Annotated in this window: 6 protein-coding genes; all 6 read left to right on the top strand. The window is 68.9% G+C overall.

Annotation, left to right across the window (positions count from 1 at the left end; all coding sequences use genetic code 11):
* The first annotated feature begins 65 nt into the window (after window positions 1–65).
* Genes EII34_RS04505 through EII34_RS04480 form a run of 6 tightly spaced genes read left to right on the top strand, consistent with a single transcriptional unit; the run spans window position 66 to window position 19,119 of the window.
* The gene (locus EII34_RS04505) at window positions 66–911 is read left to right on the top strand and encodes a DUF4132 domain-containing protein (protein WP_124843378.1); all 846 of its coding nucleotides are present in this window, start codon (window positions 66–68) and stop codon (window positions 909–911) included.
* Window positions 908–5,461, top strand: a complete 4,554-nt coding sequence (locus EII34_RS04500) for a hypothetical protein (protein ID WP_124843376.1) — start codon at window positions 908–910, stop codon at window positions 5,459–5,461. The genes EII34_RS04505 and EII34_RS04500 overlap by 4 nt, the downstream gene beginning before the upstream one ends.
* Window positions 5,458–10,047 carry a hypothetical protein gene (locus EII34_RS04495; RefSeq protein ID WP_124843374.1) on the top strand — a complete coding sequence of 1,530 codons (4,590 nt, stop codon included), beginning with the start codon at window positions 5,458–5,460 and terminating at the stop codon, window positions 10,045–10,047. The genes EII34_RS04500 and EII34_RS04495 overlap by 4 nt, the downstream gene beginning before the upstream one ends.
* Window positions 10,047–14,420, top strand: coding sequence for a hypothetical protein (locus EII34_RS04490; protein WP_124843372.1), 4,374 nt, complete (start codon window positions 10,047–10,049; stop codon window positions 14,418–14,420). The genes EII34_RS04495 and EII34_RS04490 overlap by 1 nt, the downstream gene beginning before the upstream one ends.
* Complete coding sequence (locus tag EII34_RS04485; RefSeq protein WP_124843370.1) at window positions 14,417–18,031, top strand: hypothetical protein; 3,615 nt, start codon at window positions 14,417–14,419, stop codon at window positions 18,029–18,031. The genes EII34_RS04490 and EII34_RS04485 overlap by 4 nt, the downstream gene beginning before the upstream one ends.
* On the top strand, window positions 18,028–19,119 hold the full coding sequence (locus EII34_RS04480; RefSeq protein WP_124843368.1) for an ATP-binding protein: 1,092 nt from the start codon (window positions 18,028–18,030) through the stop codon (window positions 19,117–19,119). Before EII34_RS04485 ends, EII34_RS04480 begins: the two co-directional genes overlap by 4 nt.

Genomic DNA, 19,119 nt, shown 5'->3' with positions numbered 1-19,119 from the left:
TGTCGCCCAACCGGCCTCCCACTTGGTACTTCATTTTTGTCAGTGCCCCTCGATAGCCTTCACGCATGGATTGGACCCCGACTGGTACCGGACACGAGCTGACCATCCGCGACGGCGCGATCATCGCCCGCAACGACAAGGGCAAGGAGCTGGCCTCCGTGCCCCCGAAGGCAAAGAGGAGTCAGGCCTTCGACGACCTGGACGCCCTGCTGAGTTTCCTGCACCAGCACGACCTCGAGGCGGGTGCTGAGGTGGAGCGATGGCTGCTGCGGTCCCTGCCGGTCCCACGGGTCCTCCTGGCGGAGGTGTGGGCCGACGAGTCGTGGCGGTCCTGGTTGCATGACCTCGTCATCGCCACCGACGACGGCGTCGCCGGGTTCCTGCGTTCCGCCGACGAGAAGGGCCTCGGCATCGTCGACCTCGATGGGGAGTCTGTGACGATCACGGCGGAGCGGGTGCTCCTGCCGCACCCGGCGCTGCTGGAGGATCTGGAGGATCTCCGGGAGTTCTCGGTGGAACTCGGTATCAAGCAGCGCCTTGACCAGCTGTTCCGGGAGGTGCATCGCAAGCCCGCCGACCTGGAGGCGGCCACCACCGAGCTCAACGACTGGGCGGGCGGGGAGTTCCAGGAGCTGCGGTTCGCGACGGGTCGGGCCCGCTCCGCCGGGTTCAAGGTCTCGGGCGGGTACGCCACCTGCGTGTGCTTCGAGGAGGGAGAGCCGGTGACCGCGCGGTACTGGATCGGCGCGGACTACCCCGAGGCCGAGACCGTCACGGGGGACCTGCACTGGACGGTGGCGGATCAGGTGATCCCGGTGGCTGAGGTCGGGCCCCTGGCCTATTCCGAGGGGGTCAGGATGGCCGCCCACATCTTCGCCGGTCGCAAGGTGGCCAAGGAGGAGGACGAATGATCCCCGATTCCCGCACCGCCGAACTGGGTGGGGTGGCGGCCACCGAGGTGCCCGACTCCGTGGAGCTGCTCGCTCGCACCTACACCCACCCGATGCTGGACGACCGCGCCGTCGTGCGGCTGGTCCGCGTCCCGCTGACCGAGGTGGAGGACCTGAGCCTCGGCGTCATGGGTTTCGAGGGCGCTGCCTCGGCTCCGGTGGGACACGTCCGGACCAAGGCCATCGGTTTCCCGGCCTGGCCGATCCTCCACGATCCCGCCAACGCCCGGCACGCCCTCAACCTCGTCGGAGACCTGCAACGCGCGGCCAAGCTCGCCCGGTCCCGCCCCGGGCCGGCCAAGGACATGCTCGATGAACTCGCCAGCAGGCTCGGCGCCTCTGCTCCGCACTTCCTCCCCACCTTCCTGGAGGAGGCGGCCCGCATCTTCCTGGCGCTGGACAACCGCGCCTACGCCACGCAGTACTTCGCCAAGGCCCGCGAGGCCGAACGCATCCACAACCTGCCCATCGACGAGACCCGCCACCGTCAGGTGTTGCTGGAGTTCGCCCTCGCCGGGGCGCTCAGCGCCAAGGAACTCACCACCGAGTCCAAGGCCCTCCTGGAACGCCACAGCCCGGAGGAGGCGCTCGAGCAGTTCATCCAGCTGAACATCGACCGCGTCAAGGGCGGCCTCCCCCCTTACGCGAACCTCCACACCGACACCAGGCGTCTGGTCAAGGCCGCCAAGGCCGACCAGCAGCAGGTGGACGAACGTCTCCTCGACGCCATGCTCCGCTCCCCCGCCGTCAGCAAGGCCCCGCAGGCCTTCTGGAACGCCTTCATGACACCACTCGCCCGGATGGCGGAACACACCCCCGAGATGCGGGACCTGCTGTTCGCCCTCACCCCCGACGGCGCCAAGACGGCTGGCTGGCTGCAGGTCCTGGAGACCGCTGGGATCCTGGCCGAGATGCGGAGCGGGGAACGCGACGTCCTCGACTGGGTCGACCGCTTCATCTGCAAGGAGAGCCGCACCTGGAACAGCGACTTCCCGGCCGAGCTCTCGCAGTTCATCCGCAGCCTTCCCTCCCAGGAGGGCAGGGTGCTGGAGCTTCCTCTGCACCCGAGGGACACCGAACCGGAGCTGATCGACGCCGTCCTGTCGCGTGGCTGCCGGGTGGAGATGGACCACACTCACGACTGGCGCAACCGGTTCGACCTGGCTGGCTGGCTGGCCGATGACCGCCGCTCCGACCTCACCCACCTGGCCGCCAGCGAGCACGCCCCCCGAGCTGCGGCAGGGCTCGCGGAGGTGAAGCTCGGCGAACACCTGGAGGTCCTGCTGGCCCACGAGGGCAGCAGACAACTCCTCCATCGCTGGGCCACCACCAGCCTCACCGAGGACTCCACCGCACCTGAATTCTTCACAGAGCTGGAACGCCTGAGGCCCCTCTACACCCCCGCCGCCCGCGCCGAGGTGGCAGGCGAGCTGGCGCGTTTCGAGTCCCTGGCCGACCCTGCGGAACTCACCGCCAAGGCCATCCGCGACGGCCTGCTCACCGAACTCACCTGGCCCGCCCTCGAGGCCGCAGCTGCCGAGCTGGGTTCCGACGAGGCCGACCCCGACGAGGTGTCCGTCCAGGAGTCCTGGCCCTGGTTCGGCGTGGCCCGCAGGAACCGCATCATCTGGACCAAGGGCGATGAGCGCGGCGCAGACGTCACCATCGACGTCCCGGGTGCGCAGAAGTTCAGCGAGTGGCGTTGGCTCCTCGTGGCTGGAGACACGGCCTGCCTGAGCTGGGATTCCTCATGGTCGAGGCATCTCACGTGGGCCAGCGATCCCGCCACCCACCACAAGCAGGAATTTCACCACTGGCCGTCCGTTGACTTCGGTGACTTCTCCCTCGAGGTCGAGGCCGGTCGGTTGCGCGGCCCGGGGCTGCTCCGCCCCTCAGCGGCGCAGTTCCCCACCTCCGGGCGGGCCACCGTGTTCCAGGAGGGTTCCTCCCACTGGAGCCATGAACCGTGGGAACAGGACCCCCATGCCCTTGACCCGGACACCGGAAAACTCGGCCGGGAATCGATGCCCCCGGGTCTGGCCGCCCTCGTCGAGGCGGACCTTCGCGACGGCTTCTGCCTGGAGTCCCGGCAGACCCAGTGGATGCCAGCCGTCCCCGAGACCTTGGGCTCCCCTCTGGGGGTTGCTGACGGCCAGCACGGCTGGGTGCTGCTGACGCGCGACGACGACGAGCTGCTGGCCCGTGGCATCGACGGCTTCACATGGCGAGGTGTGACACAACATCACGGCTCATCCTGGCCGGGTGCCCACGTGGCCCGACCAGGAGGCGGGCACTGGCTGGTCGTGGACGGCATCCTGCATCTGGAGAACCTTGCTCCGCTCAGCATCGCCTGCAGCGCCCGAGGCAGGGCTCACCTGTTGCATGACCTCCCCGTGGCGGGCTGGCACCACCTCCGCGTCCGCGACGAGGCCGTCAGCGCACGGATGCGCACCATGCAGGCCGCAGATGTGGCGGGGCTCATCGCGGCCCTGCCTCAGTGGTCCCACGACGAGCCCGAATCCCTCCCGGATGCTGTGGTCGAGGCCGCCGAGCAGCTGCTCGGCACCACCGACCCGGCGTTGAGTGTCGCCGTCGGGTGGCTGGCGCTGCGCCTCAACCGCGCCACCCAGCGGCTGCAGCAGCTCCGGGATGACAGCGAGGGCGACACCTCCCGGACCTTCGGGCAGTGGATGCCGTCAGACAAGGCCGTGGGCTGGCTGCCCAGGGGCAGCGTACTCACCCATGAGGGCTTCACCCGCATCAACCGGGCGCTCGACGGGCAGCGGTGGGACCGCTTCGTCGTCACTTCCAAGGCCCGCACCACGCTGCTGCACCCGGAGCTGTTGCTCGCTGGGGCATGCACTCCCCTGGCCTCTCCGGAGCTGATCCAGGGCACTGCGGCGGCCTTCGGGGCAATCAAGGACAGCGGTCTGCACCAACCGGAGACCGTCACCTTCCTGGTGAGGTATCCCGACGGGTTGTTCGTCTCCGACCTGGAGTACGGGCATCGGGTGGAGACCCCCACCGGCCCCGCCGTCGTGCTGGACTCCGACTACACCAGAGATGACCGGGTCTTCTTCCTCCTCTGTCCATCGGGTGGGATTCCTGCCGAGGTGAACAAGAAGGCCACCGAACTGGTCGACCGCTCCAGTGGGATCGATCTCGACGCCCACACCGCCGCCTTCGAGGCCCTGCTCAGCAGCGGTGGCCCGGCCTGGGAGCCTGGCGCTGCGGAGCGTCTGGCCGAGGGTACCGGGTGGTCCCTGCCCACGGCGAAGATCCTCCTGGCGGGAATGCCGAATCTCGACTCGTGGGAGCACAACTGGCTGCCGAAGGACCTCCGGGAATTCCTCGGTCTCAAGGTCGCCGAGGCAGCAGCAGCGCGTACGTTCCTGCGCGGTCTGCCCCTGGAACTGTTGGTCGCCCTGGTCAGGGCCGGGGTGACCGACCCGATGCACGTGGTCCACCATGGGCTGGACGTGGACGGGATCATCGCGTGTTGGAAGGAGCACACGGCTGGTTCGATCACCCTGTCCGAGGAGATCATCACCGAGGCCGGTCGGGTCATCGCCGGCGGCGGCAGTCACGGTGTGAAACGGCTCACCGAGGACGGTGCGAGCCTGGATCAGCTGCCGCACTGGCTGTGGCTGGCATCGCGGCTTCCTCTGGTGGATCCGTTGCGTCCGTGGCTCGCCGACCGGCTGGAGCACATGCTCGCCACCAGCCTCGACCGCGAGTACGAGGAAAGCATCTACTCCGACACCAAGGACCAAATCCGTACCATCCTCGGCCTGCCGACCTTCGCCTCCACCAGCAAGGGAACGGTTCAGCGAGTCGGCCCATGGACCCTCACCCGCGAAGAGCACAGCGACCAGTTGGCCTTCGATCCCGCCAAGGTCGAGGACTGGGAACTCGAACTCCAGCGCGCCCGGTCCATGCCCGCCGATGGGTTCCACCGGAGCCGCCGCATCGCCGACCTGGCCGCCGTGGCGGCAGGGCATTACGCCCCCATCCAGGAATGGCTGCGCGCCCCGGGCGACGGCTGGGCCGCAGACCCCTTGACCTCCGCACCCGAGACCCTCGCCGAGGTGCAGACCACCTTGGACCTACCCGAGGACTCGGCCCGCTACTGGCTCCAACTGCTGGCCCTGCACAACCCGACGGACAAGAACATCGATCTCTGGAACGGGTGGAAGAAGACCCACCGGGTCAAGGCCGCAGCACCGCTGCTCGAGAAGGGCCTTGTCATCGAGGCCAAACGTTCCCGCGCCGGACGCTCCTGGTTCCTCCCCGGCGGCTGGATGGAGGCCAGGGCACCGCACCTGCCGCTGGAGGTGTGGAAGGCGCCCTTCTACGAGCTGGAGGACACCCCCAAGGTCAACTCCCGCTGGTACGTGGTGGTCCCGACCGTTCCCCTCCCCCGGCTCTTCGCCGACGCCTGGCAGCGCTTCCAAGGCGGCGACGTCCCCGGCTACGAAGAGCTGAGGACCGAGAGGTACCGCCGCCGATGATCAACGACATCCGTACCGCCGAGCTGGGTGGTGTCGCGACAAGCCCCGTCGCTGACACCACCCCCCTGGTGGCCCGCAGCTACACCCACCCCATGATGGATGGCCGCACCGTCGTCCGGCTGGTCCGCGAACCCCTCACCGAGGCCGAGGACATCGCCCTGGCGGTCCTCGGCCTTGCCCCGGACGCCTCGCGTCCGGTCGGGCACGTCCGCGCCCAGGCCATCGGTTTCCCCGCCTGGCCCATCCTGAACGATCCCGCCAACGCCCGGCACGCCGTCAACCTGGTGGGCGACCTCCACCGCGCAGAGCGCCTCGCCCGCTCCAAGCCGAAGGCCGCGAGAACGATGCTGGACGACCTCGCCACCCGGCTCGCCTCCTCCGCCCCGCACTTCCTCCCCACCTTCCTGGAGGAGGCGGCCCGCATCTTCCTGGCCCAGGAGAACCGCCAGTACGCCGGCGCCTACTTCACGAAGGCCCGCACGGTGGAGCGCGTCCACAACGTCCCCATCGACGAGGAGCGGCACCGTCACGCCCTCCTGGAGTTCGCCCTCGCCGGAGTGCTGAGCGCCAAGGAACTCACCATCGAGGCCAAGGCCCTTCTCGACCGCTGTGAACCTGCTGCCGCGCTGGAACAGTTCATCCAACTCATCATCGGTCGCGCCAACGGTGGCGTTCCCCCGCACTCCAGCCTCCAGAAGGACATCCAGCGCCTGGTGAATGCGGCAGGGGCCCAGCAGTCGGAGGTCGACCAACGTCTGCTGACCGCCCTGCTGCGCTCCCCGTCGCTCGGTACGGCTCCACAGAGTTTCTGGGAGACCTACTCGCAGCCCCTCGCCACGATGGCACGGAACTCCGGCGAGGTGAGACGAGCGCTGTTCACCCTCACCCCGGGCACGGTGACGATGAGGACCTGGCTCGACCTGCTCGAGGCAGGAGGGGTCCTCGAGGAGATGCGTTCCGACACCCTGGACGTCACCGACTGGCTGAGGCGGTTCGTTCTCCGCGAGTCCCAACGTTCCTCCGTCCTCCCAGCGGAACTGTCCCAGTTCATCCGTTCCCTCCCACGCCTGGGCGGACGAACCATCAGCTTCCGCTGCCCTCCCGTTCGTGTCACTGCCGAACTGGTCGATGCCCTGCTCTCGCGGGGCTGCCGGGTGGAGTTCATCGAATCGAGCAACCCTGACCGGCAACGCCTACGCCTCGGTGGCTGGCTGTGGGATGACCGCCGCTCTGACCTCACGCATCTGGCAGCCAGCGAGCACGCCAGCAAGGCTGCGGCCGCACTGGACGAGGTGGACCTCGATGGGCTTCTCGACGTGCTGGTGGCCCACGAGGGCAGCCGCCAGCTCCTGCATCGCTGGGCCACCACCACCCTCACCGAGGACTCCACCGCCCCCGAGTTCTTCAAGGAGTTCGACCGCCTGAAGCCTCTCTACACCCCCACCACCCGCGCCGAACTCGACACGGAACTCAGCCACTTCGAGACTCTCGCCGACCCCGCGGAACTCACCGCCAAGGCCATCCGTGACGGCCTGCTCACCGAGCTCACCTGGCCCGCCCTCGAGGCCGCTGCCAGCGAGCTCGGGTACGACGAGGCCGACCCCGACGAGGTGTCCATCCAGGAGTCCTGGCCCTGGTTCGGCGTGACCCGGAAGAACCGCATCATCTGGGTCAAGGGCGATGAGCGCGGCGCGGATGTCACCATCGACGTCCCCCACGGCGATCGCTTCTTCCAGTGGGCCTGGTTCCGGGTGGGCGAGGACACCGCCTGTCTCAGCTGGACCGACTCCAGGGACAAACACCTCACCTGGGCCAGCGACCCCGCCAACCACCACAGGATGTCGCCATACTGGGTTCACCGATCCTTCCATGACATCTCCCTCGAGACGGAGGCCGGACGACTGATCGGTGCGGGAATCCTCCGACCCGCCGCAACGGCTTTCCCCGAGGAGGAGCTTGGTCACGTACTCCAGGAAGGGTCCTCCTACTGGGGCCACAAGATAGGTTACGACAGCTGGCCAGTGTTCCAAGAGCTGGCTCCAGCCAGGGGCACACTCGGTCGGCGGTCGCTGCCGCCGCGCTTGGCCGACCTCGTCGAAGCGGATCTCCGCGACGGCTTCTCGCTGATCCCGTCACTGACCCAGTGGATGCCCGCCACTCCCGATACGGTGAACTCGCCCTTGGGTGTCGCCGACGGCCAGCATGGCTGGGTCCTCCTGGAACGCGACGGTGAGTTCCGTGCCCACGCGATCGACGGGTTCAGCTGGCGGGGCACGGAGGCGCAGGACGTCACGTGGCTCGGGGGCAGACTGTCCCGGCCGGGAGGCGGCCACTGGCTCATCCATCTCGACGGTGCCCTCCACCTGGAGAGCCTCGCCCCGCTCACCACGGCCAGCGCCGCGGATGGCAGACCCCACCTCCTCCACCGCCTGCCCCTGGCGGGCTGGCACCACCTCCGCATCCGCGACGAGGCCGTCAGCACCCGCATGCGCACCATCCAGGCAGCGGACGTGGCGGATCTCATCGCAACCCTGCCGGAATGGACGACGGGTGAACCGGCCTGCTTGCCTGCCACGGTGGTCGAGGCGGCCGAGCGGCTGCTCGGCACCACCGATCCGGCGTTGAGCGTCGCCGTCGGCTGGCTGGCCCTGCGCATCACCCACCAAGTCCAGCGACTCCAGCAGCTGCGGGAGAGTTGCAGGCGCGAGGAAGCCGCCACCTTCAGCCGCTGGAGGCCTTCCAATGAGGCGGTCTCGTGGCTCTGGGGATTCGATGTCCCGTCACGGGACAGCTTGCGGCAGGTCAGCGACGCCTTGGCCGGGAGGTTGAAGGAGATGGACCATATCGGTCCCACCACCCGTACCTGTCTGCTGCACCCGGAGCTGCTTCTCGCCGGAGCATGCAGTCCCTTCGCCTCCGTCGAGGTGATCCAAGGTGCGGCCGCCGCCTTCGGAGCCATCCTCGACAGCGGGCTCCACGTCCCCGAGGCCACCATCTTCAGCGTCCAGCTCCGGGAATCACCGTACTACGGGACCAGACAGGCCTTCGAGAACGGGAACCTGGTGGGCACCCCCACCGGCCCTGCTGTCGTGCTGAGCTCCTACGGAGCGGTCTTCTGGAGGGAGTTCCACTTCTTCTCCCCGGGTGGAGGTATCCCCGATGAGGTGAAGGACACGCCGACGGAACTTGTCGGCCGCTCCAGTGGGATCGACCTCGACACCCACCGGGCCGCCTTCGAGTCGCTGCTCACCGACGGCGGACCCGAATGGGACCCCACCGCACCGGAACGCTTCGCTGAGGCCACCGGCTGGTCGCTGCCCGCGGCGAAGATCTTCCTGGCTGGAATATCGTGGCGGGGGTGCTCACGCCGCGGCCGTCTGTCGAAGGAGGTTCGGGAACTACTGGGCCTCAAGGTGGTCGATGCCAGGACGGCGGAGGAGTTCTTGGAAGGTCTTGATGACGGGTTGCTGATGAAGCTGGTCCGGGCCGGGGCGAGCGACCCGATGCGGACGGTCCGGCACGGCCTCGACGTCGACGCGATGATCGCGTGCTGGAAGGCCAACGCCGGCGACACCACATCGCTCCCCGAGGACGACACCGTCGTCCTTCCCGAGGACATCCTCGCCGACGCTGAACCGGCGGTGCGCTACCACGGCAGCAACCGAGGAGTCGACCATTTGACCACGGACGAGGCGAGCCTCGATGACCTGCCCGGCTGGTTGTGGCTGGCCGCCCGGCTTCCCCTGAACGACCCGCTGCGCCCATGGCTCGCCGACCGGCTGGAACCCATGCTCACCACCAGCCTCGACCGTCAGATCGAGGGAAACATGTACTCGGACACCAAGGACAGGGTCCGCGCCATCCTCGGCCTACCGACCTTCGCCGCAACCGCACAGGGGACGATCCAGCAGGTCGGCCCGTGGACCCTCACCCGGGGCGAGCACGACGACCAGTTGACCTTCGACCCCGCCAAGGTCGAGGACTGGGAACTCGAACTCCAGCGCGCCCGAACCATGCGTACCGTCAGTTCCTACTGGAGCCGCCGCATCGCCGACCTGGCCGCCGTGGCGGCAGGGCATTTCGCCGTCTTCCAGGAATGGCTGCGCACCCCGGGCGACGGCTGGGCACCGGACCCCATGACCTCCGCGCCCGAGATCGTCGCCGAGGTGCAAGCCGCGCTGGATCTGCCGGAGGACTCGGCCCGCTACTGGCTCCAACTGCTGGCCCTGCCCAACCCCACCGACAAGAACATCGGGACCTGGAACGGCTGGAAGAGGGCCCACCGGGTCAAGGCAGCCGCACCGCTGGTCGAGAAGGGACTCATCATCGAGGCGAAACGCGCCCGAGCGGGACGCTCCTACTTCCTCCCCGGCGGCTGGCTGGAGGCCACGACCCCACACCTGCCGCTGGAGGCCTGGAAGGCACCCTTCTACGACCTCGAGGACATCCCCAAGCTGGAACAGCACCACGACATCGTCGTGCCACGGGTCCCCCTCCCCCAGCTCTTCGCCGACGCCTGGCAGCGTCACCAGGGCGGCGACGTCCCCGGCTACGTGGAACTCAGAACCGAAAGGACCCGCCGCTGATGATCGACGACCCCCGCACCGCCGAGCTCGGCGGAATCCCCGTCACACCCCAGCCCGACACCGTCACCGCCTTGGCCCTGCGCTACCAGCACCCGGCCCTCGAGGACCGGGTGGTGGTGCGGCTCGTCGGCGACAACCTCACCGAGGCGGAGGACATGGCGCTGGCGGCCATCGGGCTCCGACGCACGGCCGCAACCCCCGTCGGCGCGACCCGGCCGCGCACCGCAGGTTTCCCGGCGTGGCCGATCCGCCACGACCCGGCCAATGCCCGCCATGCCCTCAACCTCGTCGGCGACCTGCACCGCGCGGCGAAACTGGCCCGCACGAAACCCAAGCTGGCCAAGGAACTGCTCGACCAACTGGCCCTGACGCTGGGCAACTCCGCACCCCACTTCCTCCCCACCTTCCTCGAGGAGGCGGCCCGCATCTTCATCGGGGTGGAGTCACTGAAGTTCGCGACGCAGTACTTCGGGAAGGCCAGGGAGGCGGAACGCGTCCACAACCTCCCCATCGACGAGGACCGGCACCGCGAGGCCTTCCTGGAGTTCGCCCTGGCCGGGGCGATCAGCGTCAAGGAACTGGGCAACGAGTCCCGGGCGATGGTGGAGCGGGTCGGGGCCGAGCAGGCGCTGGAGCAGTTCCTGCACCTGGTGGTGCTGCGCACCGCGGGCGGGGTCCCTCCGTATCCCAGCCTGCTCACCGATGTGACGCGTCTGGCGAGGGCCGCCGGGCGCGACGTCGAGCAGACTGTGCTGGGGCTCGTCACCGAACTGGCCCCGCTGCCCGCCCTCGGATCGGCCGACGCCGGTTTCTGGAACGCCCTCACTCCCCTGTTGCCGAAACTCACCGGCTTGGATGGGAAGCTGAGGCACGCGCTGCTGGCCGTGGTCCCCGCCGCCCTGCCCTCCAACGTGTGGCTGGAGGTGTTGGAGGCCTCGGGGGTGGCCGACGGGCTACGTTCCGGGGAGTTGGACTCCCACCGCTGGGTGGAGCGGTACGTGATCCGCGACCACGTCGCCACCAGCCGCAGCGACGTCGCCGCGATGTGTGCGCTGGTTCGTGAGCTGCCGAACCTGACAGGGCGCGACGTCACGATCCCGCTGCCGCTCGGCCGGATCCATCCCCAAACAGTTGACGCCCTCCTTGCGGCGGGAATGACGGTCCACATCCAGCAGGCGAAACATCCCACCGACGCCCTGGACCTCGGCTGGTGGAGCAACGCCCAGCCGAGAGCGGACCTGGTTGCCCTGTGCACCAGCGATCTGGCCTGGCTGGTCGCTGGCGGCATTCCCGAGGCCCTGAAGTCGGGTCGCCTGAAGGCCCTCGCCAGTTGCCCTGGTACGGCCCGGCTGCTGCTGGAGTGGGCTGAGCCCCGGCTGCCCGAGGAGCCCACGCTGGCGGAGATCACCGCCGAGCAGCAGCGCCTCGGCGCGTTTCTCCGTTCGAAACGAGCCGAGTTCGCCCATCTCGCCCCCGCCCTGGCCGATGCCTTCGAACCCGCGGAGCTGCTGGCGCGCTCGTTGCGTGATGGGCTGCTGACCGAACTCGCCTGGCCCGCCCTCGAACGGGCCGTCGCAGAGTTCCCCGGCACCGTCACCCTCCACGAGGCGTGGCCCGCCGTCGGTGTGGCTTCCCGTGGCGTGGTGAAGTGGATCGACGGCGACCAGGTGGTGGCGGAGAGCACGTCGGCGTGGACGAAGGTCCAGGACGCCAACCAGTGGCTCTACACCCTCATCGACGGGGTGACGGGATGCAAGAAGACCACTGCCAAGCAGGACTGGGTGCTCACCTGGTCCAACGCCCCGGGAACCGAGCACCGGCTGGGCTGGCTCTTCCACGTCAAAGGTCCGACTCTCAGCCTGCCCGTCGACGGTGGCCGCCTGGTGAAGAAGGCCGTCCAGCGGGTCGGTGACACCACCGCCGACTTCCAGGACCCCGTGCAGATCCTCAGCGACGGGGAACGCTACTGGCGGGTGGAGGATCACCGCACCCCCAACGGGGTGTGGGAGGTCAACCCGGTCACGGGTGGCCGGGTTCGCCGTTCGCTGCCGGAAGCCCTGGCCCGGCTGATCGAGCCGTGGCTCCGCGACGGGTGGCGGCTGTGGCTCAGCACCCGGTACCGGGATCAGAGCCTGCTGCACTGGCACCCCGCCGCGCCCACCACATCCTCGTCCCTGCTGCCCACCAAGGACGGCATCCACGGCTGGGCCACCCTGCAGCACCCGGATGGCCGCATCCTGCACCTGGGGGTCGACGGCACCACGGTGCATCTCCCGGACGGGCAGCCGATGATCGGAATGATCCGTCGGCCCGGTGGCGGGCACTGGTTGCTCACGGAACAGGGAAGGCTCTGCACCGACGAGGGGCGCCCGCTTCCCACCGCTCCGGACGCGGCCGGGAAGCCTCACCTGCTGCACCGGCTGGGGCAGCGTGCCGCCGGGGCCTGGCACCAGCTACGGGTCAGGGACGAGGCGGTGAGCGCCCGGATGCGAGGCTGCCAGGCCGACGACGTGGCCGCCATCATCGCGGCCGCGGAGGAGGTCCTGGCCGGAGGGAACTCGAAGCCACACCGGCTTCCCGAGCATCTCACGGCGGAGGCCGTCGCCGTGCTGGGCTCCACGGACCCCGCTCTGGTGGACGCCGTCGCCTGGCTGGCCGTGCAGATCGTGCAGCTGAAGGCGGAGCTCGGGCCCCGGGTCAGGCAGCCGAAACAGCGAAAGAAGGAGAACCCGACGCAGGCTCCCACGCCTGCCCCAACCCCTGCCGTCGAGGAGACACCGGCCAGGCCCGCCGCGCCAGAGCCCAGCTTCGCCTCCCACCAACCGAACTCCGATCCGGCCTTCTGGGCCTTCCCCCGATACAACCTGATCCGACACCGCGACCAGCGCAAGGCTGCCCGGCTGCTGGCTGAGAGGCTGGGCGGGAGTCGGGGTGCGCACCGGCTGTGGCAGAGCCTCGACGAGGGCACGACAGCCGCGGCCATCGTGGTGCCCGAGGCGCTGCTCGCCACCGCCTGCTCGCCCGGGTTGACGCGGAAACAGGTCGGCGGGCTGGCAGCACTCGTCGGGGCGTTCGCGGACGCGGGGCTGACGGGAGGGGCACTGTTCCGGTTCCCGCTCCCGCTGCAACGCTACGAGGCAGGCACAGTCCTTGACACCCCGACAGGCCCCTGCGTGCTGTTGGGGACGAATCACCACTACCTCCATCCCGACGTGCTGGCCTGGTGCCCGAGCGGCGCAATTCCCACCGCCGTCGACGGCCTCACGGTCACCCCTGTACTGGAAGCCACAGGCACGCCGGTCGCGCAGGTCCTCGATGCCTTCACCCACCTGCTGGACCAGGAAGCGCCTTCGTGGCGCCCGGAGCCCGCGGAGCAGCTGGCCGAGGCCACTGGTTGGGGACGTGTCGCCGCGACGGTGAGCATGGCGGCCCTGCCCTGGTGGAACCACGCGTTACCCTCCGAGCTGCTGGCTCAGCTTGGAATCACCAACACCGGGGCTGCGACTGCCCGTCTCTTCCTGGATGGTCTGGGTGTGGGGGTGCTGCCACGCCTGGTCGCCGCGGGAGCCAAGGACCCGTTGCGGGTGGTGACCGAGGGCCTCGACGTCGAGGCGATGATTTCCTGTTGGCGACAGCTTGTCCCGGAGATCATCCTCATCGACGCTCCGATTCGGCAAGGGGCGGATCGCCTGGTGTGGGGTGGCTCGCTTCAGATCGATTGGCTGCGCGATGGCGAGGACCTGGATCAGGGCTCGATCCCGTTGCTGCTGTGGCTGGCCTACGTGTTGCCGGGTGAGCACCCGCTCCGTCGGCTCGTCGCCGACCAGTTGGAGCGGCTGTGGGAGGCCACCGACCCGATCCGCATCGACGATCTGCTGGCCGATCTCCGTCTCCCCCGCCCAGGACATGCCACCGACCCGAGCACTTCGGTACCGCAGCTGGTGGCGCAGGCCGCCACGGTTCTGGGGTTGGACATGGAGGCGGCCCGCTACTGGCTGCAGCTGTTGGCCCTGCCGGACCCGACCGACGCGAACGTCGAGTCGTGGAACGGGTGGACCAGGAAGCAGCGCCGGGCGGCAGGAACGGAGCTGCTGGCCAAGGGGCTGGTGGTGGAGGCGAAACGCTCTCGCGCCGGGCGGTCCCTGTTCCTCCCCGGCGGCTGGCTGGAGGCCAGCAGCCCACACCTGCCGATGGAGGTGTGGAAGGCTCCCTTCTTCGACCTCGAGCACGCCGCGAGGGTGAAACCCCGCCGGGGTGTGGTGGCGCCGACGACCCCCGTGGCGCAGCTGTTCGCCGATGCCTGGCGGCGTCACCAGGGCGGCGACGTACCGGGATACGTCGAACTCAGAACCGAGAGGTACCGCAGGCAATGATCGACAACATCCGCACCGCAGATCTGGGAGGGGTGTCGACGGCCCCCGTCGCCGACACCGTCCCTGCCCAGGCCCGCACATACCGCCACCCGACCCTCAGCGACCGGCAGATCGTCCGACTCGTTCGGGAACCCCTCGCCGAGGTCGAGGACCTCAGCCTCGCGGTACTGGGCCTCCACCACACCGCCTCTGCCCCGGTCGACCACATCCGGACCCGAGCCGTCGGCTTCCCCGCCTGGCCCATCCTCACCGACCCTGCGAACGCCCGGCACGCCCTCAACCTGGTCGGCGACCTCCAGCAGGCGAACCACCTGGCCGGATCGAGACCGGGCGCGGCCAAGCGGATGCTCGATGAGCTCGTCGCCGGGCTCAGCGCCTCTGCCCCACACTTCCTCCCCACCTTTCTCGAGGAAGCGGCCCGCATCTTCCTGGCCCACGACAACCGCACCTACGCCACCCAGTACTTCGCCAAGGCCCGCGAAGCCGAGCGCACCCACGACATTGCCATCGACGAGGAGCGCCACCACCACGCGCTGCTGGAGTTCGCGCTCGCCGGGGCGCTCGGCGCCCAGGAACTCACCGCCGAATCCACATCCCTCCTGCAACGCCTCAACCCCACCGACGCCCTGGAACGGTTCATCCAGCTCAACATCGACCGGGTGCGAGCTGGCCTGCCTCCCCACGCGGGCCTCGCCACGGACATCAAACGCCTGGTCAAGGCCGCCGGGGCCGACCAGCAGGAGATCGACGAACGTGTCCTCAACGCACTGCTGCCCGCCGCCTCGATCGGCAACGCACCCCGCGCGTTCTGGAACAGCCACCTTGCCGCGCTCACCTCCTTGGCGCGGCACAACCCCGCGCTGAAGGATCGCCTCTTCACCCTCACTCCCGACGGGGTCACGACCGCCGACTGGCTCCCGGTCCTGGAGGCAACCGGTGTCGCTGACGAGCTGCGGGCCGGGGACCGCGACGTCCTCGACTGGATACAGCGTTTCATCACCAAGGAATGTCGCGGCCGGAGGGATGACTTTCCTGCGGGGCTCTCCCGGTTCATCCGTGCCCTGCCTTCCCAGGCGGGCCGCACCCTGGAACTCACCCTCAGGTACTTCGACGTCAAGCCGGAACTGCTCGACGCCGCTCTCTCACTCGAATGCCGGGTTCAGATACACAATCCCTCGACCTGGTCGTATGATTTCCGCTTGTGGGAGTGGGTGTGCGACGACCGTCGTTCTGATCTCAGCCACCTTGCCGCCAGCGAGTACGCCGACACCGCCGCCCGTGGCTTGGAGGATGTGATTCGGGATCACCTGTCCATCGTTCTGGCTCATGAGGGCAGCCGACAGCTTCTCCACCGTTGGGCCAGGACACGATTGACAGCCGATAGCACGGCGGCGGATTTCGCCTTGGAGTTGGAGCGTCTGGCAGGGCTGTACTCCCCCAGGGCACGTACAGAGCTCGCCGAAGAACTCAGCGAATTCGAGGCCTTCGCCGATCCCGCTGAGCTCACTGCCAAGGCCATCCGCGACACCCGGGGAAGCACCCGAATGCGACCGATACGGGCCGAGGACGTGGCCGATCTGCTCGCCACCCTGCCCGACTGGTCCCCGGAGGAACCAAAGAAATTGCCCAAACCAGTGATTGCCGCCGCGGAACGACTGCTCGGCACCACTGACCCGGCCCTCACCGTCACCGTCGGCTGGTTGGCCCTGCGCATCAACCGCCAGGTCCAACAGCTACGGCAACTCCAGGCAGCAAGCACTGTCGAGGCTGACGGAACCTTCAGCGGTTGGGCCCCCTCGAAGGACGCCGTCGCGTGGGTGAATGATGGGCGCGTGTACGGTCGCGACGACCTGCGCATGTTGAACGCCATCCTGGCCGGGCAGGCCAGCGCAAGGATCCATTCCGGCAGGATCGGGCAGCTCCAGCTCATGCATCCGGAGCTGTTCCTGGCGGGGGTCTGCCGTCCATTCGCCTCGCGGGAGCTCATCGAGGGGGCTGCAGCAGCTCTGGGCGCGGTCCGGGACAGCGGCCTCCATCGCCCCGAGTCCGTGCTCTTCACCTTCCGCCAGCCAGCCAGCCGCGACGACACCCTGGATGTCGGGGACGTGGTGGAAACCGCCACCGGCCCAGGGCTCGTCCTGGGCTTCGAGGGGCCGGATCTGACGCTCTTCGCGGTGTGTCTGTCCCCCGGCGGGGCCATCCCGGCGGAGGTGGACGGATTCGTCACCGCCCCGCACAGCCGCTCCAGTGGGGTCAACCTCGACGATCATGTGGCAGCGTTCATGATCCTGCTCGAGGACGGCGCCCCGCCATGGGATCCGACAGCCCCGGAACGCTTCGCCGAGGCCACCGGCTGGCCCCTGCCCGCCGCGAAGATCTTCCTGGCCGGGATGCCGAACATGGAGTCCTGGGACCACAACTGGCTGCCGAAGCAGGTCCGGGAGTTCCTGGGGCTCAAGGTCGCCGAGGCGGCAGCGGCCAAGGACTTCCTCCAGGATCTGGGCACCACCGTGCTGGTCGATCTGCTGTCCACAGGGGTCGCTGACCCGATGCGGGTCGCCCGTGACGGTCTCGACGTCGACGCGATGATCGCCCGCTGGCAGGAACACCACGCTGCCTCGGTCACGCTGCCGGAGGCGATCATCACCGAGGCAGAACGAAGCTTCCCCTACGGCGGGGGCAGCGGTGTCAGACAGCTCACCGCGAATGACGCAGACCTGACCCTGACGACACATTGGCTGTGGCTGGCCACCCAGCTTCCCCTGCAGGATCCACTTCGCCCGTGGCTCGCCGACCGGCTGGACCACATGATCTCCACCAGCAAACGCGCCCAGTACTCCCACATGGTGGGAACCGCCTCTCCTGACCGGAACCGCATCCGGGCCATTCTCGGCCTGCCCGGATTCGAGCAGGCCCCTGCCGGAACCATCGCCCATGTCGGTCCTTGGTGCATCACCCACTGCGACGACCACGACGACATCGTCTTCGACCCCAACCTGGTCGAGAACTGGGACCTCGAACTGGACCGCGCCAGGGCCATGCCCAAGGGGTTCTCCGAGGCTGCGGACATCGCCGACCTGGCAGCGGTGGCGGCAGGGCACTTCGCCCCCATCCAGGATTGGCTCCGCACCCCCGGCCACGGCTGGCCCCAGGACCCCCTCGCCTCCACACCCGACCTCGTCACCGACGTACAACAGACCCTCGACCTCCCAGAGGACTCAGCCCGCTACTGGCTCCAACTCCTCACCCTCCACAACCCCACCGACAAGAACATCCACCACTGGAACAACTGGAAGAAAACCCAGCGTCTCAAAGCCGCCCAACCCCTCATCGAAGCGGGCCTCGTCATCGAGGCCACACGCCCCCGAGCCGGACGCACCCTCTTCCTCCCCGGCGCCTGGATTGAAGCCCGAAGCCCACACCTCCCCCTGGAGACCTGGAAGACCCCCCTCTACCACCTCGAGAACACCCCCAAGGTGAAACCACCCTTCGAGGTCGTCCTCCCACTCATTCCCCTCCCCCAACTGTTCACCGACGCCTGGCGGCGCTACCGTGAGGGCCACATCCCCGGCCACGACGACCAAACAACCGAGAGGCACCACACACGATGACTTCCCCACAGACCCAGCAGGTGCCGCCGCCCGAGGTGCGCTATGCCGACGAGCTGGCCCGGCTCGCCGAGGAGCCCGGGGCTCGACCCCCCGGCTGGCGGATGACCCCGTCGGCGGTGGTGTCCTTCATCTCAGGCAACGACCGGTTGAAGGTCAGCCGCAAGTTCGTCGGCGACGTCTCGCTCATCGAACGCTGCGTCATCACGTTGGCCGGGGAGCGGGCCCTGCTGCTGGTCGGCGAACCCGGAACCGCCAAGTCCATGCTGTCGGAGCTGCTGGCCGCGGCGATCTGCGGCACCTCCGGCCTCACCGTGCAGGGCTCGGCCGGGACCACCGAGGACCAGCTGCGCTACGGCTGGAACTACGCCCAGCTGCTCGCGAAGGGCCCCAGCGAGGAGGCGCTCGTCGACTCCCCCGTCCTCGCCGCCATGCGGACGGGACGGGTCGCCCGCATCGAGGAGATCACCCGCTGCCTGCCCGAGGTGCAGGACGGCCTGGTCTCGGTGCTGTCCGAGCGTCGCCTCGCCGTCCCCGAACTCGGCGAGTACGCCGTCCACGCCGCCCCCGGGTTCTGCATCATCGCCACCGCCAACCTGCGTGACCGTGGCGTCTCCGAGATGTCCGCGGCCCTGAAGCGACGGTTCAACTTCGAGGCCGTCGACCCGATCACCGACGCCGCGGCCGAGATCGCTCTCGTGACCGAACGCACCAGGCAGGCGCTGGTCGCCGCCGGGGCCCCCGCCACCGTTGACGAGGTGGTGGTGGAGACCCTCGTCACGGCCTTCCGTGAGCTGCGCTCGGGGAGGACCCAGGAGGGCTGGTCAGTGGAGAAGCCCTCGACGGTGCTGTCCACGGCGGAGGCGGTGGCGATCTCCGGCTCCATCGCCCTGGCAGGGGCCTTCTTCCCGCACGCCCGCGACGGGGTGCGACTCATCCCCGGTCAACTGCTCGGCGCGGTCCGCAAGGATGACCCCGAGGACGGGGCCAGGCTGCGTGCCTACTGGGACCAGGTGGTCAAGCGTCGCGCCAAGGACGGCCGTCACACCTGGGTGCAGCTGTGGGAACAGCGTCACGTCCTGGCGAAGTGA

The organism is Arachnia propionica (genome assembly GCF_003859805.1).
Taxonomy (GTDB): domain Bacteria; phylum Actinomycetota; class Actinomycetes; order Propionibacteriales; family Propionibacteriaceae; genus Arachnia; species Arachnia propionica_C.
This window is presented reverse-complemented; position numbering and strand designations above follow the sequence as displayed.